The sequence below is a fragment of the Granulicella sp. L60 genome (genome assembly GCF_009765825.1).
Lineage (GTDB): Bacteria > Acidobacteriota > Terriglobia > Terriglobales > Acidobacteriaceae > Edaphobacter.
Window position 1 is genome coordinate 54,295 of the sequence record NZ_LMUR01000018.1, and the last position, 19,357, is coordinate 73,651.

General features: G+C 61.9%; 16 protein-coding genes. 13 read left to right on the forward strand and 3 right to left on the reverse strand.

Features of this window, described 5'->3' with window-relative positions; all coding sequences use genetic code 11:
* A partial coding sequence (locus tag GSQ82_RS10610) for an ATP-dependent DNA helicase RecG (RefSeq protein WP_254061574.1) occupies window positions 1–1,867 on the reverse strand: 1,867 nt, incomplete at its 3' end.
* 88 nt (window positions 1,868–1,955) lie between these two features.
* Between GSQ82_RS10610 and GSQ82_RS10615 the strand changes: the two genes are divergently transcribed.
* From GSQ82_RS10615 to GSQ82_RS10630, 4 genes are all read left to right on the forward strand, one after another.
* Window positions 1,956–3,176: an MFS transporter gene (locus GSQ82_RS10615; RefSeq protein ID WP_254061575.1), complete on the forward strand. Its 1,221-nt coding sequence runs from the start codon at window positions 1,956–1,958 to the stop codon at window positions 3,174–3,176.
* A 132-nt stretch (window positions 3,177–3,308) separates the two neighbouring features.
* Window positions 3,309–3,833, forward strand: coding sequence for a phosphate-starvation-inducible PsiE family protein (locus GSQ82_RS10620; protein WP_158792276.1), 525 nt, complete (start codon window positions 3,309–3,311; stop codon window positions 3,831–3,833).
* 94 nt (window positions 3,834–3,927) lie between these two features.
* Complete coding sequence (locus tag GSQ82_RS10625) at window positions 3,928–4,866, forward strand: ABC transporter ATP-binding protein (RefSeq protein WP_158792277.1); 939 nt, start codon at window positions 3,928–3,930, stop codon at window positions 4,864–4,866.
* Window positions 4,859–6,103 (forward strand): ABC transporter permease, encoded by a 1,245-nt coding sequence (locus GSQ82_RS10630; protein WP_158792278.1) that lies wholly within the window; start codon window positions 4,859–4,861, stop codon window positions 6,101–6,103. The genes GSQ82_RS10625 and GSQ82_RS10630 overlap by 8 nt, the downstream gene beginning before the upstream one ends.
* 124 nt (window positions 6,104–6,227) lie before the next feature.
* Here the strand turns inward: GSQ82_RS10630 and GSQ82_RS10635 are convergent, their stop codons facing one another.
* On the reverse strand, window positions 6,228–7,766 hold the full coding sequence (locus GSQ82_RS10635) for an outer membrane beta-barrel protein (RefSeq protein WP_158792279.1): 1,539 nt from the start codon (window positions 7,764–7,766) through the stop codon (window positions 6,228–6,230).
* A 153-nt stretch (window positions 7,767–7,919) separates the two neighbouring features.
* Here GSQ82_RS10635 and GSQ82_RS10640 point away from each other — a divergent pair, with 153 nt between their 5' ends.
* From GSQ82_RS10640 to GSQ82_RS10665, 6 genes are all read left to right on the forward strand, one after another.
* Window positions 7,920–8,582 carry a lysophospholipid acyltransferase family protein gene (locus GSQ82_RS10640; RefSeq protein WP_158792280.1) on the forward strand — a complete coding sequence of 221 codons (663 nt, stop codon included), beginning with the start codon at window positions 7,920–7,922 and terminating at the stop codon, window positions 8,580–8,582.
* A gap of 99 nt (window positions 8,583–8,681) precedes the next feature.
* Window positions 8,682–9,764, forward strand: coding sequence for a tRNA preQ1(34) S-adenosylmethionine ribosyltransferase-isomerase QueA (gene queA / locus GSQ82_RS10645; RefSeq protein WP_158792281.1), 1,083 nt, complete (start codon window positions 8,682–8,684; stop codon window positions 9,762–9,764).
* Between the two features lie 234 nt (window positions 9,765–9,998).
* Window positions 9,999–12,893 (forward strand): DNA polymerase I, encoded by a 2,895-nt coding sequence (gene polA, locus GSQ82_RS10650; RefSeq protein WP_158792282.1) that lies wholly within the window; start codon window positions 9,999–10,001, stop codon window positions 12,891–12,893.
* 112 nt (window positions 12,894–13,005) lie between these two features.
* On the forward strand, window positions 13,006–13,923 hold the full coding sequence (locus tag GSQ82_RS10655) for a class I SAM-dependent methyltransferase (protein ID WP_158792283.1): 918 nt from the start codon (window positions 13,006–13,008) through the stop codon (window positions 13,921–13,923).
* A 44-nt stretch (window positions 13,924–13,967) separates the two neighbouring features.
* A complete protein-coding gene (locus GSQ82_RS10660) occupies window positions 13,968–14,876 on the forward strand; it encodes an alpha/beta hydrolase (protein ID WP_158792284.1) in 909 nt (302 codons plus the stop codon).
* 161 nt (window positions 14,877–15,037) lie between these two features.
* Window positions 15,038–15,772 (forward strand): tol-pal system YbgF family protein, encoded by a 735-nt coding sequence (locus tag GSQ82_RS10665; RefSeq protein ID WP_158792285.1) that lies wholly within the window; start codon window positions 15,038–15,040, stop codon window positions 15,770–15,772.
* A gap of 301 nt (window positions 15,773–16,073) precedes the next feature.
* Here GSQ82_RS10665 and GSQ82_RS10670 read toward each other — a convergent pair whose 3' ends face one another.
* Window positions 16,074–17,267 carry a potassium channel family protein gene (locus tag GSQ82_RS10670; protein WP_158792286.1) on the reverse strand — a complete coding sequence of 398 codons (1,194 nt, stop codon included), beginning with the start codon at window positions 17,265–17,267 and terminating at the stop codon, window positions 16,074–16,076.
* A 273-nt stretch (window positions 17,268–17,540) separates the two neighbouring features.
* Here GSQ82_RS10670 and GSQ82_RS10675 point away from each other — a divergent pair, with 273 nt between their 5' ends.
* The 3 genes from GSQ82_RS10675 to xseA form a co-directional block, all read left to right on the forward strand.
* Window positions 17,541–17,912, forward strand: coding sequence for a response regulator (locus GSQ82_RS10675; RefSeq protein WP_158792287.1), 372 nt, complete (start codon window positions 17,541–17,543; stop codon window positions 17,910–17,912).
* Between the two features lie 14 nt (window positions 17,913–17,926).
* Window positions 17,927–18,151: a DUF2905 domain-containing protein gene (locus GSQ82_RS10680; protein WP_158792288.1), complete on the forward strand. Its 225-nt coding sequence runs from the start codon at window positions 17,927–17,929 to the stop codon at window positions 18,149–18,151.
* Between the two features lie 231 nt (window positions 18,152–18,382).
* Window positions 18,383–19,357 (forward strand): exodeoxyribonuclease VII large subunit (gene xseA, locus GSQ82_RS10685; protein WP_158792289.1); only part of this gene is annotated, 975 nt, incomplete at its 3' end.

A 19,357-nucleotide genomic window follows, 5' to 3' on the forward strand; every position in this document is an offset into this window, starting at 1 on the left:
CCAGCCGCAGCCCATTCAGCGCACCACCACGCAACTCCTCGTACATATCCGTCGCAGCACGCAACGCCTTCTTCGGCTCGAATAACTTTTCCATCTTAGCCGCCTTTCCCTTCGCGTTCTTAGTCTTCGCAGCCGATTTTTTTTTACCACCCCGCAGCGCAGCAGACGAATCCGCTTTCAACCCAGCCGCCGCGTCATCCTCCACATCCTGCGGAAAGTCCAACTCAGGCTGATCGTCCTTCGTGCCCTCGATCACGGGATACACAATATAAGCCTGTCGCCCCGTTTCCACCTGCTTCCGCACAAATCCCCACACGTCCTCCGCCCGCTCCTCGGTCGTCCTGCGCGTCACAATCGGCGTCCTCCCCGGCGGCAGCTCATCGATCACACTCGCATCCAGATCCCCATACAGCGTCAGCGCCAGCGTTCGCGGAATCGGCGTCGCCGTCATCACCAGCACATCCGGATCGAGCGCATGATCTTTCTTCATCAGCTTGAATCTCTGCTGCACGCCAAACCGATGCTGCTCATCCACAATCACCAGCCCAAGATTGTCGAAGTCCACCTTGTCTTCAATCAGCGCATGCGTCCCAATCGCAAGATCCGTCTCCTTGCGAAAGATCCTGCCGCGCGCCTCACGCTTCGACGCCTCATCCAGCGACCCCGTTAGCAGCGTCACCCGGTACGGCCTCCCCGTTCGCGGCGACAGCACATCCCCCAGCAGCTTCCTCGCCGAAAGGTAATGCTGCGTCGCCAGAATCTCCGTCGGCGCCATCAACGCCACCTGGTACCCATTCTCAATCGCCACCAGCGCCGCCTGCATCGCAACGATCGTCTTACCCGAACCCACATCACCCTGCAGCAGACGACGCATCGGCTGCGGCCTGCGCATATCGCTCGCAATCTCTCCCAACACCCGCTTCTGCGCCGCCGTCGGATGAAACGGAAGCACCTGCTTGATCGCCTCACGCACCTTCACATTCGTCACAAACGCCGTGCCCTCGCGCTCCCGCATCCGCCGCCGCTTCAGCTCCAGCCCCAGCTCCAGATAAAACAGCTCCTCAAAGATCAGCCTGCGATGCCCCGGCGAACCCGCCGCCATCAACTCCACCATCGGCGTCCCCGCCTCCGGAAAATGCACCGCCTTCAAAGCCCGCAGCCTCCCCGGCAGCTTCAACCTCGCAAGCATCGCCCCCGGCAGCGTCTCCACCAAACCGATCTCCCCCGACCTCTGTAGCCCGGGTGCCCCATCCTTCGCGGCCTCATCGCGAAAGGTGGGATGTAAACCGTTCACCCCGCCAGCCTCCAACTCCTCAAACAAAGCCCAGATCACCCGCCGCAGCCACTTCGACCCCAGCTTCGCTCCCCACGCCGTCGTCCCCCCCAGCGACTCATACACCGGCACAATCCGTCCCACCTCCAGCATCGAAAACTCAGCATCCGGCTCACCCCTGCCCGGCAGCACCTCAAACTGCGGCTGAATCATCTTGAACTTCCCCGCGCTGCTCCGCGACGGCTCCAGCTTCCCATACAGCGCCACCATCTGCCCCACATGGAACTTGTCCCGCAGATACGTCCCACGAAACCACATGCACTTCACCGTGCTCAACCCCTGCCCGACGGTCATCTCGAACAGCGGCATACTCCGCGTCTGCAGCAGCACCGTCCCCCGCACCTCGCCGATCACCGAAGCCATCGTCCCCGCCTGCAACGCGCTCATCGGCACCGGATTCAGCCGATCCTCATACCGAAACGGCAGATGGTACAGCAGGTCCTCCACGGTCTCCACGCCGCGCTTGGCAAGCTCCACCGCCACACGCTCCCCAACGCGCTTCACATACTTAATAGGTGTAGAAAGTTCCAGCACAACCCGATGCTACAAGAATCACCCCACCGAACGTATCCACTCACCCCTGCGATTTCACCTGCGACAACAACTGTGTTGCAATAAAAACATGGCGGACTCTGACGCAAACGAACAGCGCAAGCACATCCTGCTGCACACGCCTCTCATGGCGCTCGCCGTCGCAGCCTTCGGCATAGGCACCTCCGAGTTCATCATCATGGGCCTCCTGCCCAACCTCGCCGACGACTTCCACGTCAGCATCCCCAAGGCCGGCGTCCTCGTTACCGGATACGCCCTCTCCGTCACCATCGGCGCACCCATCGTCGCCATCGCCACCGCACGCCTCGAACGCAAACTAGCCCTCCTTTTATTGATGGGCGTCTTCACCCTCGGCAACCTCGCCTGCGCCATCGCCCCCACCTACAACCTCCTCTTCGCCGCCCGCGTCCTCACCGCCCTCTGCCACGGAGCCTTCTTCGGCATCGGCAGCGTCGTCGCCGCCAACCTCGTCCCCCGCAACCAGCGCGCCCAGGCCATCGCCCTCATGTTCTCCGGCCTCACCCTCGCCAACGTCCTCGGTGTCCCCGCCGGAACCGCCCTCGGCCAGGCCTACGGATGGCGCGCGGCCTTCTGGGCCATCGTTCCCATCGGCTTCCTCGCCGCCGCAGCCGTCTTCTTTCTCGTCCCAAAACAAGCCGCCACCTCCGCCAGCCTCCTGCACGAGTTTCGCGTCCTCCGCAAGCCGCAGGTCCTCCTCGTCCTCGCCATGAGCGCCCTCACCTCCGCCTCACTCTTCTGCGTCTTCACCTACATCGCCCCTACGCTCGAAGCCGTCACCCGCGTCTCGCCCCACACCGTCACCCTCACGCTGCTTCTCTTCGGCGTCGGCATCACCATCGGCAACTTCCTCGGCGGCACCCTCAGCGACTGGCGCCCCACAGCCTTCCTCATCGCCGCTCTCTTCACCCTCCTCGCCTCGCTCTTCGCCCTCTACTACGCCGAACCCTTCCTCGTCCCCGCCATCGCCATGATCCTCATCTGGGGAGCCATCCAGTTCGCCGCCGGAGCCCCCCTCCAATCCCGCATCGTAGATCAGGCCGCCGCCGCACCCAACCTCGCCTCCACCTTAAATCAGGGCGCCTTTAACTTCGGCAACGCCACCGGAGCCTCCCTCGGCGGCATGCTCCTCACCGCTGGCTACACCTATCGCCAGCTCCCCATCGCCAGCGCCGTCGTCACTCTCGTCACGCTGGTCCTCGCGCTCCTCTCCGCCAAACTCGATCGCAAACACCGCGACGCCCACATCGCCGAAGAACTTTCGATTTTGTGAAGATAAACGCTCTATAAAGAGGGTGTTGCGTCTACCCCTCATACCATTGGCACTTCTGAAATCAATAAATGAGCAGAATATTGTAGGCTTAGTTCAAAGAACTTCGGCCGCGATCTACTTATAGGCGTAACCATGCAAGAGCACAGACAAACACGCTCTTATATTGTTCTGGGCCACGTCGAGGTTGCCATCTACGTGGTTCTCGGGGTTCTGCTTGGCGCTACCGCCATCCTCGCCATTATCGGATCCTTTCACCTCTTCCTCAATGGCGTCAGGGATCTGGGCGGCACCGATTTCATCTTTCAGCTCATCGACAGGCTCTTGCTCGTCCTCATGCTGGCCGAACTGCTCCACACCGTCCGCATCTCGATTCGTTCGCACACTCTGGTCGTCGAGCCCTTCCTCATCATCGGTCTCATCGCCATCATTCGCAGAACCCTCGTTCTTACCCTTCAGGCCGAGGGCTTCACACAAGACATGCACTGGACTCCGGATGTCGAAGCGCACTTTCACGCATCGATCGTTGAAGCCGGCATGCTCGCTCTTCTCATAACGGTATTGGTTGCCTCCATCTACGTCATCCGCAAGACCAAGTCCGAGTCAGAGATCTCTCTCTCCAGCGACCCGGACTCTGTTCAGAACGCAGACAACATCTAAAGTCCGTCGGCAGAAGAGGTAGGCAGATGTTCCCAGATGGGCCTTGGGGCGTCCCTCTCGGGATGACCAGGTTGCCCCTGATAAACTAGCTAAAATGCCCATCGTAGAACTGCAACATGTCCGCAAGGCCTACGACACCAAAATCGCCGTAGCCGACCTCAGCTTCTCCATCGAACCCGGCAGCATGTTCGGCCTCCTCGGCCCCAACGGCTCCGGCAAGACCTCCAGCATTCGCATGATGATCGGCATCACGGTCCCCGACTCCGGCACCGTCAAACTCTTCGGCCAGCCCTTCAGCCGCGACCTCCTCAAACGCGTCGGCTACCTCCCCGAAGAGCGCGGCCTCTACAAAAAGATGAAGGTCATGGACCAGCTCATCTTCCTCGGCCAGCTCCGCGGTCTCGACGCCGCCACCGCCAGCAAACGCGCCCACATGTGGTGCGAACGCCTCGAGATCACACCCGCCATCGACAAAAAAACTGAAGAGCTCTCCAAGGGCATGCAGCAAAAGATCCAGTTCATCTCCACCCTCCTCCACGAGCCCGAGCTCATCATCATGGACGAACCCTTCTCCGGCCTCGATCCCGTCAACGCCGTCCTCCTCATGGACACCCTCGTCGACCTCCGCAAGCAAGGCCGCACCATCCTCTTCTCCACCCACCGCATGGATCAGGTCGAAAAGCTCTGCGACAACATCTGCCTCATCCATAACAGTCACCTCATCCTCTCCGGCTCCATGCGCGACATCAAATCCCGCTACCCCGTTAATCGCGTCCTCATTAACTTCACCGGCGACGCCAGCTTCCTCAACCACCCCGCCATCCACTCCGCAAAAAACTACGGCGGCCACGCCGAGATCCGTCTCAACGAAGGTGCCGACGCCCAGGCCCTCCTCGCCGCCGCCATCGCCATTGGCGCACGCATCACCCGCTTCGAAGTCATGGAGCCCACCCTCGAAGAGATCTTCATCGAAAAAGTAACAGCCAACACCGCGAACGCCGCCATCGAGACCGGAGAGAACGTCCATGCATAACATCTGGCTCATCGCCAAGCGCGAGTACCTCGAACGCATCCGCACTAAGGCCTTCCTGATCGCCACCATCCTCATCCCGCTCTTCATGGGAGTCTTTGTCTTCGGCAGCGGCTACCTCGCCTCCCGCACCAAATCCTCCGCCCACCTCGCCATCGTCTCCTCCAACGCCGCCTTCGCCGCAGACCTCAAGCACGAGCTGCAATCCGGCAAGAACAGCAGCATGACCATCGACCTCCTCACCCCAACCTCCGCGTCCAGCAGCGACGAAACCCGCGCCACCCTTGACCAAAACCTCCAAAGCAAATCCGGAGACCTCACCGGCTACCTCGTCGTCACACCAGGCGCGCAGCCCAACGCCCGTCCCACCTTCACCTACGTCCCACGCTCCGCCGGCGACATCACCACCGAAGACACCCTCTCCACCGCCATCCAGAACGTCCTCACCCGCGAAGGCCTCACCCACCAGGGCATGGGCTCCTCAGACATCGACGCCCTCATGACCCCCGTCGCCATCGACACCAGCAAAACCGGCGACAGCCGCGCCGCCTTCGGAGCCGCCTACCTCCTCTTCTTCCTCATGTACATGGTCATCATGCTCTACGGCATGAACACCGCACGCTCCATCATCGAAGAAAAAACCAGCCGCGTCTTCGAGGTCATGCTCTCCACCATCAAGCCCGACGAGATGCTCGCCGGCAAGATCCTCGGCGTCGGTGCCGTCGGCATCACCCAGGTCGGCGTCTGGATGATCGCCGCCGCCGCCCTCGGCTCCACCTCGCTCGCCACCAGCCTCATCGGCAGCGGCCACGCCTTCATCAGCCCCACGCAGATCTTCTTCTTCATCGCCTACTTCATCTTCGGCTTCCTCGTCTACTCCAGCATCGCCGCCGCCCTCGGCGCCATGACCAACTCCGAACAAGAGCTTCAGCAGCTCAACATGTTCCTCGTCATCCCACTCGCCTTCTGCTTCCTCATGATCTTCGTCATCGTCCACGCGCCCAACTCCACCCTCGCGCAGGTCGTCTCGCTCATCCCCTTCTGCAGCCCGCTCCTGATGAACTTCCGCATCTCCCTCACGACAGTCCCACCATGGCAGATCGGCCTCTCCTTCGTCCTGATGTCGCTCACCATCCTCGCCATCCTCTGGGTCGCCAGCCGCATCTACCGCGTCGGCATCCTCATGTATGGCAAAAAACCCAACCTCCCCGAGATCCTCCGCTGGCTCAAGTACAGCTAACCGCTGTCAGTAATTTGTCATTCCACAGCGCAGCGGAGGAATCTGCTTCTGTCGTTGCATTTTGTTTGTCATCCCGTAGGGATCTGCTTCTGTCGTTGTTGTTGCAGTTGTTCTTGAGCTAGCCTCACCAAGCCCCCTGCTTCCCTCCATACCACCACACCATCCCCACGGTCAGCGTAGGCTGATCCGTCGAAAGCACTCCCGGCTTATTCGTCAAGAAGAACGGAACATTGCTCCAGTCATTGCGATACTCCACCCGCGTCAGAAATCCCTCGCCAAATTTATACTCATATGTTCCCGTAAACTCCTTCAGCGCCTGCGTCGTCCCGCTAAACAATCCCCCGCGATCCGACAGATACTCCGTCCTCCCCGCCAGCGCCATCTTCGGCCTCAACTGATACCGCACATAAGCCGCCCCGCCATCCACATGCGACGGAGCCGAAGACTCACCCGGCGCAGCCGTAGCCCACAGCCGCGAGATCAGATAATCTCCTTCAACGGAAAACGCCAGCTTCGGCGTCGCATTCCACGTCACATAGCTGTCGAAGATATGCGTCTTCCCATCCGGCGCAGGGTTAAGTTGCTGCAGACACAACCCCGGCTGCACCGGAGCCGTGCAGTTCGTCGCCGCCACCGTATCCGGATGCTCCTGTCCCAGGTAGTAGTTCACATTCCACGTCACATTCTTCGCAGGCTGAGCCGTAAATCCAAACAACTCATCCTTGAACGAGTTCGTAGGCTCCGACTGATTCGTCCCATTCACAATCCAGTAGTTCACCGCCAGCCTGTCGTTCACCTTATAGCTCGCCCGAACCCCTTCATGGTAGAAGGGCAGATAATTAAAGAAGAAGGACCGCGAGTAGTTCGCCTGGTCCTTCGTATAGTTGCCTTCAATCCCAAGCGAACTAGCCCACTTACCCACATCCACCGTCAGTCCCTTGCCCACCGGCACCACATACGTCCCATAAGCCTGAAAGATATTTCTATAGATCTCCGGCCGCGTCTCGTTCGCTGGATTTCCCTGCAGCGTCTCCGTCGCCTGTCCAAACTGCAGGTCCAGCCGAACCCCATACCGCCGCCCCTCAGCCACATCCGGATCCAGCGCAAACACCACATCCGCCTGGTTCAGGCTGAACACATTACTCAACACATCGTAGGCCCGCAGATACTGCACCCGCCCAATCGGATGGTCGAAGTCATAGTCGTAGTAGCCATCGACCGCGTAGTTCAGCGTAGCCCCACCGGGCAGCACCGTCGGTAGCTTCGAAAGCACCGGTGTACTCGCCGCCCCCGCACTCTGCGTCCCCGTCGAAACCCCAACCCCCACCGTCGTCCCGCCTCCCACCGTTGTCCCCGCACCCGCACCCGTCGTCGTTGCAGCAGCAACCCCCACCGAACTACTCGAAACGCTCTCCACACTGCTCCGAACATCCGCACCTTCACTCGCCGCCGCCACAGCCGCAGCCCGCTCCCTATGCAGCGCCTCTTCCAGCGCGCTCACCCGCAGCGAAAGCTCACGCACCATCTGCCGCAGGTCTTCATCCTCCTGCTTGGCAGCCACCGCATTCGAGCTCTGAGCATACCCTTCGCTCCCGCCAAACATACTCACAACCAGGACCAGCAACACGAGCATCATCAAAGTGAGCCGATTTAAACAACGCATAGAGAACTCCTCCAAACAAATTAAGCAAAGCACGAGCTTCATCAGATGTCCGTAAAGATCTCACAGCTTTCTTAGCAGAGTTTGATAACATCCAACCCCTCCGCACGAGCATCTCTCAGCCGCTTCCCGCCGCCGCACAGGTAAACTCAACCAGTGGCCTCCATCTACACCCTGAAGCAGCGCCTCGCCCTCGCCGTCATCCCGCGCATCGCGAGCATGGTCATCTCTCTTCTCGGTGTCACCCTCCGCTACGAGGACGTCTGCGAACCCAGCGCCTTCCCCGGCTACGACACCCCACCCCCCGCCGTCTACGCCTTCTGGCACCGCTGTCTCATCGCCTGCGCCTGGCGCTTCCGCAACCACGGCGTCACCATCCTCATCAGCCGCAGCTTCGACGGCGAACTCATCGCCCGCACCGTCGAACGCCTCGGCTTCGTCGCCATCCGCGGCTCCAGCTCCCGCGACGGCAGCTCCGGCCTCCGCAACCTCTACCGCGCCTACCTCGACGGCTGCTACTGCGCCATCACCGCCGACGGCCCCCGCGGTCCCGCCATGGTCGCCAAACCCGGCGTCACCCAACTCGCAAAACTCGCAGGCGCCGACGTCGGAGTCTTCTACGCCCATCCCCACAGCTCCTGGCAGCTCCGCTCCTGGGACCGCCTCCTCATCCCCAAACCCTTCTCTCGCGTCACCATCGGCTGGACCCGCCGCGCCGCCCCCGACCATCCCGCCGTCCAGTCCGCCCTCGACCGCTCCGTCACCCTAGCCGAATCCCGAGCCGAATCAAGAGCCGAAAAAAATACTTCAAAAACCTGACGTACTTTTCACCGCCCGATCTACCCGCACGAACTCACCACCAAGCCACCACGTCCACCACACAACGCACCATCAACAGCACCACAAAAAACACACCCATTGCGCGTAACCGACTTCCATTTCGACCTTCCCGAAGAGCTCATCGCCCAGTCCCCACCGGAGATTCGCGGCTCCAGCCGCATGCTCCTCCTCGACCGCCGCACCGGCCTCTACCAGGACAATTTTTTCCGCAATCTCCCCCAAATCCTCCAACCCGGCGACCTCCTGATCCTCAACGACAGCCGCGTCCTCCCCGCCCGCCTCTACGCCACCCGCGCCCGCAGCCAGCAGACCCAGCACAGCTCCCCCGACCCCACCGGCCGCGTCGAAGTCCTCCTCACCCAACAACTTACTTCCACCGACTGGACCACCCTCGTCCGCCCCAGCCGCAAGATCCAACCCGGCGAACGCCTCCTCTTCCACGCCCCCAACGAACCTTCCCCCCTCCTCGAAGCCGAAGTCCTCGCCGCCGCCGACTTCGGCGAACGCACCCTCCGCTTCGCCCCCACGCCCAACTTCCACGCCATCCTCGACCGCATCGGCCACATGCCCCTCCCCCCCTACATCCACCGTGGCGACAGCGCCGACGACCGTCACCGCTACCAAACCGTCTTCTCTCAACAACTTGGCTCCGCCGCCGCACCCACCGCCGGCCTTCACTTCACCCCCCAGATCCTCACCCAGCTCAAACAAAACCACATCCAGATCGAGACCATCACCCTCCACGTCGGCCTCGGCACCTTCCAGCCCGTCCGCGCCGAAGAACTCAAAGACATCCACCTCCACGCCGAGCGCTACACCCTCCCCGCCGCCACCGCCTCCGCCATCAACGCCGCTCTGGCTGCGGGAAAACGCATCATCGCTGCCGGAACCACCACCACCCGCACCCTCGAACACTGCGCCCAGATCGCCGCAGGAAAACCCCTCGAACCTCACTCCGCCGAGACCAGCATCTTCATCAGCCCCGGCCACAAATTCCAAATCGTCAGCGGCCTCCTCACAAACTTTCATCTCCCACAATCCACGCTACTTATGCTGGTCAGCGCACTCGCGGGTAGGGAAGCGGTCCTCGCCGCCTACGCCCACGCCGTCCGCGAAAAATACCGATTCTTCAGCTACGGCGACTGCATGCTCCTTCTATAAAGACATGTCCTGCCGGACGGGCCGCTTACTCAGCGGGAGGTCACTTCGTGACGCGTATACCTGTCACGCAATGACCACCTGCAAAGCTCCTCCCGCTGGTCGGAATCATCATCGCGCCGAGCAACGCGAGGCCCCAAGCCGCCCATCTCACCCCGACCGGTACAAAAGTCACGAAGTGACCTCCCCACGAGCAGTGGGCCCGTCCGGCAGGACACGCGCTACCATCTAAAAGTCATGGCATCTTCTCTCACGCAAACACAGCCCGAAGCCAAGCACTACACCAAGCCCCCCATCTACCTGCTCGACAGCATGGCCTTCATCTTCCGCGCCTACCACGCGATGCAGCGCCAGCGCCCCATGTCTACCCGCACCGGCATCCCCACCGCCGCCACCTATGTCTTCGTCAACATGATCAACAAGCTCCGCAAGGACTTCTCCCCGCTCTACCTCGCCGCCGTCTACGACCTCTCCGGCCCCGTCTTCCGCGACGAGCGCGCCCGCGACATGAAGGCCGTCAAAAAGTTCAACATTAAGACCCAGCAGTTCGAAGAGATCGACTACCTCGGCTACAAAGCCAACCGCGCCGAGATGCCCGCCGACCTCGCCCAGCAGCTCCCCTTCATCCGCCGCGCCCTTGAAGCCTTCCGCATACCCATCCTCAGCTACGAAGGCTTCGAAGCCGACGACGTCATCGGAACCCTCTCCTGCAAACTCAGCGCCCTCGGCCACAAGGTCTTCGTCGTCTCCTCCGACAAGGACATGATGCAGCTCGTCAATGACGACGTCGTCATCCTCAACCCCACCAAAGACAACCTCATCCTCGATCGCGCCGGAGTCGAAGCCGCTCTCGGCGTCCCTCCCGAACGCGTCATCGACGTCATGGCCCTCCGCGGCGACTCCATCGACAACATCCCCGGCGCACCCGGCATCGGCGACAAAGGCTCCGTCGAACTCATCCAGCAGTTCGGCACCGTAGAGGCTGCCCTCGACGCTGCCACTGCCACGCCCGACGCAGTCAAACGCAAAACGTATCGCGAATCGTTACAAAATAATCGCGACAACATCCTTCTCTCCAAAGAGCTCGTCACCATCCACACCGGCGTCCCCATCGACTACGAACTCGAGGACATGCGCACCCAGCCCCTCGACAACGCCGCCTGCCGCGAACTCTTCTCCGAACTCGAGTTCACCACGCTGCTCAAAGAACTCGCACCCTCCGCCGACAACACCCCCATCACCTACAATTTGTCACCCACCGAGGCACAAATAGCAGAACTCCTCGCCGACGCCCGCTCCACCAGCGCCTCCGGTGCGGTCAAGGGTGAGATCAAGGGCCTCACCATCGCCGTCTTCGAAGACGCCCGAGCCCTCGCCGAAGAGGTCGCCGCCGAATCCACCGAAGAGGACGTCGAGCTGGAACCACCCGCCTCGCACTCCATGGATCTCTTCGCAGCTCCCTCCGAACCCCAGGCCACAGCCACCCGCACCACCACCGCACCAACCTCTCTGCAACTCGGCCTCACCACCTCCGACACCACTGCCATGGTCGTCTCCATCGACACTCCCGGCCTTCGCGAAGCCCTCGCCGACCCCACCCTCCCCAAGCACGTCCACGACCTCAAAGCCGTCCTCCGCGCCCTCGAACCTCACGCCCTCACACTCGCCGGCGTACGCGACGACGTCATGCTCTACAGCTATCTCATCAACCCCACCCACGGCTCCCACATCCTGCCCGACGTCACCGCCCGCTTCACCAATCGCGCCCTCACGCGCCCATCCAAGACGCCCAGCAGCGACGAGATGGCGAACCTCCTCCCCGAGGCCGCCAACGCCGTTCACCGCCTCTCCAGCACCCTCCGCGAACAGATCGAATCCGCCAGCCTCACCCACATCTACGAGACCATGGACCTCCCTCTCGTCTCCGTCCTCCTGCGCATGGAGCAGGCCGGCGTACGCATCGACTCCACCGTCCTCGCCGCTATGTCCAACCGTCTCGCCATCGACATCGACAACCTCGCCGAACGCATCTACGCCCTAGTAGGCACCTCGATGGGCTCCGAATCCGGTCACCGCTTCAACATCAACTCCCCCAAGCAACTCGGCGACGTCCTCTTCAACAAGATGCTCCTACCCAAGCCCATGAAGTATGGCAAAGGCAAGGTCGTCAGCACCGCACAGGACGTCCTCGAAGAACTCGCCGAACACCACCCCGTCCCCGCCCTCGTCCTCGAGTACCGCCAGCTCGCAAAACTCAAATCCACCTACCTCGACTCCCTCCCGCAGCTTGCCGACGCCCAGGGCCGCGTCCACACCACCTTCAACCAGGTCGGCACCGCCACCGGCCGCCTCTCCAGCACCAACCCCAACCTGCAAAACATCCCCACCCGCACCGCCCTCGGTCGAGAGATTCGCGCCGCCTTCATCGCCGCCCCCGGCAACGTCCTCATGTCCGCCGACTACTCGCAGATCGAGCTCCGACTCATGGCTCACTTCTCGCAAGACCCACTCCTGCTCGACGCCTACCGCACCGGCAAGGACATCCACACCCTCACCGCCAGCGAGGTCTTCGGCGTAGACCCCGCCACCATGGACAAAGAGACCCGCGCCCGCGCCAAGGCCGTCAACTTCGGCATCGTCTACGGCATCAGCCCCTTCGGCCTCGCCGCCCAGCTCAACATCGACCAGAAGACCGCGAAGCAGTACATCGAGACCTACTTCGACCGTTACAAGGGCGTTCAGCGCTTCATCGAGGAGACCCTCGAAACCGTCCGCCGCGATCAGGCCGTCAAGACCTACTTCGGCCGCGTCCGCCCCATCCCCGACATCCAGTCCCGCAACCCCAACATGCGCGGCTTCGCGGAGCGCACCGCCGTCAACACGCCCCTGCAAGGCACCGCCGCCGATCTCATCAAGCTGGCCATGCTCAAGATCGACGCCGCCATCACCCAGCGCAAACTCAAATCCCGCATGACCCTCCAGGTCCACGACGAACTCCTCTTCGACACCATCCCCGAAGAGGCCGACGAACTCCAGCAGCTCGTCAAACACGAGATGGAAAACGTAGCCGAGTTCTCCATCCCCATCGTCGCCGAAGTTGGCATAGGCCCCAACTGGCGCGACATGAAGTAGCGACAACGATCCCGCGTGCTAGCATGCGGGATAGACCGGATAGATGGATAGATCGATAAGCTCACGCTATCTGAAATAGTTCTTTAATCACGCACTCAGGAGAAGATCTGGCATGGGATTGAAACAGCGGATGAAAGGAATGATCCGCTCCACGTTCGAGGTCGGGCAGCGATTCAACGTAGATATTCTGCCCCGCCACTTCTACTCCGAGATTCCATCCATTCAACAGCTTCGCGCCACCAACGCCTGGCGCAGGCCCCGCAGCATGAAACACATCGCCGGAGCCGACCTCCCCTCGCAGCAAGCCTTCGCCGCATCCTGCACGCAGGGCCTCGAAGCCAGCATGACCGCGACCTCTCTCCATCGCCGCGCCTGCGAGATGAACGGCCTGCACGAGGGCTTCGGCCCCATCGAAGCTGACTTCCTCTACTGCTTCGTCCGTTCGCAAAAACCTCCGGTCATCATCCAGATAGGCTGCGGCGTCTCCACCGCCATCTGCATCCTCGCCGCTGCCGACGCCGGATACAAACCCAACATCATCTGCATCGAACCCTACCCGACCCAGTTCCTCACCGATCAGGCTGCAGCCGGAACCCTTCGTCTCGTCGTAGAGAAGTTCGAAGACACCACCCTCCCCATCGCCGACCTACTCCAAAACGGCGGCCTCTTCTTCGTCGACTCCAGCCACACCCTCGGCCCCGCCGGCGAAGTCACCCAACTCATCTGCGAAGCCCTCCCCACCTTGCCCTCCGGCACCTGGGCCCACTTCCACGACATCATGTTCCCCTACGACTACTCGCCCGACATCCTCACCTCCGAGCTCTTCTTCTGTCACGAGACCGCCCTCCTCTACGCCTTTCTGCTGCAAAACAATCGCTATAGCATCGCCGCCTCCCTCTCCATGCTCCATCACGAATCTCCGATCCAACTCGCGGCCTACCTTCCCAACTACAAACCCGCCCGATTCGACCAGGGACTTCGCCTCACCAGCGGCCACCACCCCAGCTCCATCTACCTCCGCGTTCAATAGCTGTTCCAAGCGACACCGCAGTCGATCTCCTCTAACATCACTCCATGAGAACGTCCCTCCGTCTCTTCGCCCCACTCCTCTTCGCGTTGGCTGCCACCTCGCACGCCCAGCAGACCCTCCCCCTCTGGCCCAACGGCAACCCCGAGCCCTCCAAGATCACCGGCCCCGAGACCGATCCCACCACCGACGCCAACCGCATCGTCTCCGGCAAACTCACCATCCGCGTCACCAACGTCAGCAAACCCACCCTCACCGTCTACTCACCACTCCCCGCCAACAACACCGGAGCCGCAGCCCTCGTCTTCCCCGGCGGCTCCTACATCCGTCTCTCCTGGAACCTCGAAGGCACCGAAGTCTGCGACTGGCTCAACTCCCTCGGCATGACCTGCGTCCTCGTCAAGTACCGCGTCCCCGAAGACGGCCACTATCCCGAAAACGTTGAAGACCTCGAAGACGCCCAGCAAGCCATGCGCCTCACCCGCGCCCACGCCTCCGAGTGGCACATCGACCCCAATCGCATCGGCGCCATCGGCTTCTCTGCCGGAGCCCACCTCGCCGCCGTCCTCAGCACCCACCCCGACTTCCAGGGCAAAAACATCCCCGCCTCCACCATCGGCGCCCGCCCCAACTTCCAGATGATCCTCTACCCCGGCTGGCTCAGCGGTCCCGGCGGCAAGGTCAACCCCTCCCTCGAACCTACCCCGCAGCTTCCGCCCACCTTCCTCGTCCAAGCCGAAGACGACTACACCGCCCACGTCGAAAACTCCCTCATCTACTTTCAGGCCCTCAAAGACGCAAAGATCCCCGCCGAACTCCACCTCTTCACCTCCGGCGGCCACGGCTTCGGCCTCCGTCCCACCGACCGCCCCATCTCCCAATGGCCCGCCCTCGCCGAAACCTGGCTGCACACCATCCACATCCTCGGACCACCCGGCCCGCTCGTCCGCCCCTGAACCATAACTCTTCAGTCCTCGCGGATAAAACCCGGAAAACCCTCCCGCCTGATAAACTTAAAAATCTGTGCCGGGTACACGCGCACCCAGTGTTCTCTCGAAGCGGTCACACCGCCTCGAGCAAAATTCGACCGCCTCGAGCAAAAAGGAAATCAATCAAAGTGGATCAGCAGACCAAGCAGGCTCTCAAGCACGACCAGTTCGTCGACACCACCACCCACAGCGTGGAGTGGGCGAGCGAAAACCGCCGCTCCCTCATCGTCGCCGGCGTCGCTCTCCTCGCAGTCATCGTCGTCATCGTTGCCAGCGTGCTCATCTATAACAGCCGTGCCGGTCAGGCCTCCGTCGCCTTCGGTGCTGCCATGCAGGACTACCAGACGCCCCTCGCCGCACCCGGCCAGCCCGTACCTCCCGGCGTCAAAACCTACGCCTCCGTCTCCGACCGCGCCAAAGCCGCCAACGGCCTCTTCCTCGCCGTCGCCGACAAGTACAGCATGACCCCCGACGGCAAGGTCGCCCGCTACTTCGCCGGCCTCACCTACATGGAGCAGGGACAGAACGGCCCCGCCGAGAGCACCCTCAAAGAAGTCGCCGGCGGTTGGAACAACGACCTCGCCGCTCTCTCTAAACTCGCCCTCGCCCAGCTCTACCGCCAGACCAACCGTGACCCCCAGGCCGTCGATCTCTACAACGAGCTCACCGCCAAGCCTGCCACCACCGTACCCGCCGGCATCGCCCAGCTTCAGCTCGCCGAACTCTACGAAGCCCAGGGCAAGCCCGAGCTGGCCAGAAAGATCTACGCCCAGCTCAAAGACAAGGACGCCAAAGGCCCCGCCGGACAGCTCGCCGCGCAGAAGCTGAACCCCGCACCCGCAGGCGGCCCCGCCGGTCAGTAACACTTCACTCTGCAATCAAGCACAAAAATCAAAGCATAAAAATCAGGGATGCAAGGCTTCAAAGCCCATGCATCCCTGATCTACGTCTACCCATCAGAGCCGTTTCGCTATTGCCGTAAAGCGACTATCGATTAATCGATAGTCGTCTTCTCGTTTAGAAGACTGCCTTCTGATTGAGAAGGTCGTCATTCTGACCCCTGAGCGTGTCGAAGGGGAAGAACCCCCGTATTGTTTCTTTGTCTTTGCCGCTACACTTGCTGTTGTTCTTGCTCTACCCCAACTTCACGAACGCACCCCAGCCTCACACCCCAAGATCTTCATCGTGCAATATCTCCGCACGCCCAACGTCGCCGCGCAACGCCTCTTCCGCATCCGTCCTCAGCCTCGTCAGCACGCTCCACTGATCGTTCTCCTTCGGCGGTCCCACCCACACCGGCAGCGGCATCCTCAGATACTCCGAGAGCGCAAACGCATGCGGCTCATACAGCGCGCGAATCGTATTCAGCCTCTTCGCCGAAGCCGGGTCCCCGCACAGCCGCACATGGTTCTCCCCCAGCGCATCGCACAGCCGGTAAAAGTCCTTCGCCGGAAGTCGTTCCACATCATTGCGCTTCTGCCACGCCCTCTGCTGCTGCACCCGAAACACCTGTCCCAGATCTACCAAAGCATGACGCGCCATCACAAACGTAAGCTGCGCCTGCCGCGACGGCGTCCCCTCCACCACCGAGATCAGTAGCGCGCACACATCCAATATCGACACCAGCGCCGACAACCAGCTCTGGTTATCGTGCTGCGACCTGTAGTAGCAAAGAATCGGATACGACACATGCGACTCCAATATCTCCGCCGACCATCGCTCCCACTCCTCCAGCAGACCCGACAGAGCCTCCTCGCCGCCCTCAAATCCATGCCGCCGCATAATCTCCGCAGCGTTCGGAGGCGAACCCGCCCTCGAATCCAGCAGCGCTACATTCACCTCGCGCCGCGAGAAAGCCTGATACAACACCGGCAGATAGCCGATCACCAGCGCCACAAATCCCAGCCCCACGCCCGACTCGACGATGATCAACGCGCGAGCCAGCAGGCTGTGCGGAACCACATCTCCAAGCCCCAGCGTAAACAGCGTCGTGCCGCTCACATACAGGTCCGTGCCAAACAGCGCCAGCACGCCCCGGTCATGCCCCATCATCACATCGCCAAACGGCGACCGCATCGAAAAGTACAGCAGCGCAAAGCCGCAGATCAGCAGCAGCGCCCACACCAGCAGCAACAGCAGCAGCGATAGCGGACCATACACGCTATAGATCTGCTCCCGGCGCCTCCTCTCGCGGGCCAACTCGGCCATCAGCACCCACGGAGGCCAGGTCAGCATGAAAAACAACCGCGTAAGCTGGTGCGCCCCCGTAGGCCGGCGCGGCAGAATGATGGTCTGGAACGCATCCAGCGCTACACCCAGACAACACATCAATCCGGCAATCAAAGCAAAGACATGCACAGTAAATCCTCTTCCGGCCATCAGATGCAACGGCCTGCGTAAACCTTATCAGACCCTCACAGAGCCACTTGCAGCGATCCTCTCGTAACTCCAGCAACCACCTTCTTTGCAGATTTTTTCGTAACATCCACAGAACCCGGCACGTCTATAGCTCAGATAAAATATTCAAAGACACAGGATTTTCATTCGACAATCCACTTCATCAGGCCTACTCTCACACCATCAACCGAAGTCTTGGTGTGTGCGCCACCGCCGAACCAGCAGGAGGTACCCATGCAGCGTGTGCTTGTAGTAGATGACGATCATCTCGTCGCCGATACACTCACGATGATCTTCGAAAAGAGCGGCTTCACCGCCAAGGCAGCCTACTCCGCCGACCAGGCCCTGACCTGCTCGCGGGAGTTCCCGCCCGATCTTCTGCTCTGCGACGTCACCATGCCCGGTCGCGACGGTCTCTCGCTCGCCACCGACGTGGCCCGCGAGCTTCCCGCCTGCCGCATCCTCGTCCTCACCGGCTTCTACTCCAATATCAAAAACGTCCGCGAACACACCCGCAGATTCGTCCGTCCGGTAGGCATCCTCACCAAACCCTGCCAACCCTCCGAACTCCTCCGCGAGGCCGCCGCTCTTCTAGCCAGCGCCTGATCATCGGACACCGCATGCCCGACCTCGGCCGCACCCTCATCTTTCTCGGTCTCCTCCTCGTCGTCGCAGGCGCAGTCATCCTCGGCTTCAATCGCCTCAACCTGCCCCTCGGACGTCTCCCCGGCGACCTCAACTGGCGTGGCCGCAACTGGTCCGTCTCCTTTCCTCTCGCGACCTCCATCATCGTCAGCATCGTTCTCAGCCTCCTTCTGTGGATCGTCGGGCGCATCCGCCGCTAGCCTCTAAAAGACTCTGTCCTGCCGGACGGGCCGCTTACTCAGCGGGAGGTCACTTCGTGACGCGTATACCTTGCCGTGGCGCCACGAGGACCCTACTCCTCCCGCTGGTCGGAATCTAAAGCCGACCAACGGAAGGCCCACCCGAAGGGGTATACAAGTCACGAAGTGACCTCCCGCCGAGCAGGCGGCCCGTCCGGCAGGACACCCCCCACGATGCTAGACTCAGGCGGTATGTCTGAGAGGGAAGACAACCCGCCACCCCCGCCAACGCTCGCCAGCCTCCGAGCCCGCAAGGGAAAGCTCCGCACCGCAAAACATCCCTCCTCTCCGACACAAGACCTCCAGCCCGGCCTCTTCTCCGTCGTCGTCGAAACCTCGTCGACCACCATCGTCCTCGAACCCGCCGCCCCGCAACGTCCAGCGCCAGCCATCAAAATAACCACCGAGCGCCGCATCTGGACCGTCCGCGCCCTCGTCACCGACATCCGTCAGCAAGTCGAAACCGCCTACACCGACCTCTGGGTCGAAGGTGAGATCTCCAACTGCCGCCCTGCCCCCTCCGGCCACATCTACTTCACCCTCAAAGACGGCGAAGCCCAGCTTCCCGTCGTCCTCTTCCGCCGCCAGGCCCAACTCCTTCGCTTCCGCCCCGCCGACGGCCTCGCCGTCCTCGTCCGTGGCCGCATCTCTGTCTACGAGACCCGCGGCCAGCTCCAGCTCATCGCCGAAACCCTCGAACCCCGCGGTGCCGGAGCCCTCCAGCTCGCCTTCGAACAGCTCAAAGCCCGCCTCCTCGCCGAAGGCCTCTTCGACGCCGACCGCAAGCGCCCCCTCCCACCCTTCCCCCACTGCATCGGCATCATCACCTCGCCCACCGGCGCCGTCATCCGCGACATCGTCACCGTCGTCCGCCGCCGCCACGCCCGCCTCAACCTCCTCGTCTATCCCGCCACCATGCAGGGCGCCTCCAGCCCGCAGTCCGTAGCCGCCGGTATCAACTGGTTTAACGCCAACCCCGATAAAGCCGACCTCATCCTCATCGCCCGCGGCGGCGGCTCCATGGAAGACCTCGCCGCCTTCAACGACGAGACCCTCGCCCGTACCATCGCCTCCTCCACCCTCCCCATCGTCTCCGCCATCGGCCACGAGACCGACTTCACCATCGCCGACTTCGTAGCCGACCTCCGCGCCCCCACCCCCTCCCCC

Bases quoted from the DNA above. Each gene is read 5' to 3' on its own strand.
- GSQ82_RS10675 (WP_158792287.1), top strand. From the start codon at position 17,541: ATGCAGCGTGTGCTTGTAGTAGATGACGATCATCTCGTCGCCGATACA.
- GSQ82_RS10615 (WP_254061575.1), top strand. From the start codon at position 1,956: ATGGCGGACTCTGACGCAAACGAACAGCGCAAGCACATCCTGCTGCAC.
- GSQ82_RS10680 (WP_158792288.1), top strand. From the start codon at position 17,927: ATGCCCGACCTCGGCCGCACCCTCATCTTTCTCGGTCTCCTCCTCGTC.
- GSQ82_RS10660 (WP_158792284.1), top strand. From the start codon at position 13,968: ATGAGAACGTCCCTCCGTCTCTTCGCCCCACTCCTCTTCGCGTTGGCT.
- GSQ82_RS10635 (WP_158792279.1), bottom strand. From the start codon at position 7,766: ATGCGTTGTTTAAATCGGCTCACTTTGATGATGCTCGTGTTGCTGGTC.
- GSQ82_RS10655 (WP_158792283.1), top strand. From the start codon at position 13,006: ATGGGATTGAAACAGCGGATGAAAGGAATGATCCGCTCCACGTTCGAG.
- GSQ82_RS10620 (WP_158792276.1), top strand. From the start codon at position 3,309: ATGCAAGAGCACAGACAAACACGCTCTTATATTGTTCTGGGCCACGTC.
- polA (WP_158792282.1), top strand. From the start codon at position 9,999: ATGGCATCTTCTCTCACGCAAACACAGCCCGAAGCCAAGCACTACACC.
- GSQ82_RS10630 (WP_158792278.1), top strand. From the start codon at position 4,859: ATGCATAACATCTGGCTCATCGCCAAGCGCGAGTACCTCGAACGCATC.
- GSQ82_RS10625 (WP_158792277.1), top strand. From the start codon at position 3,928: ATGCCCATCGTAGAACTGCAACATGTCCGCAAGGCCTACGACACCAAA.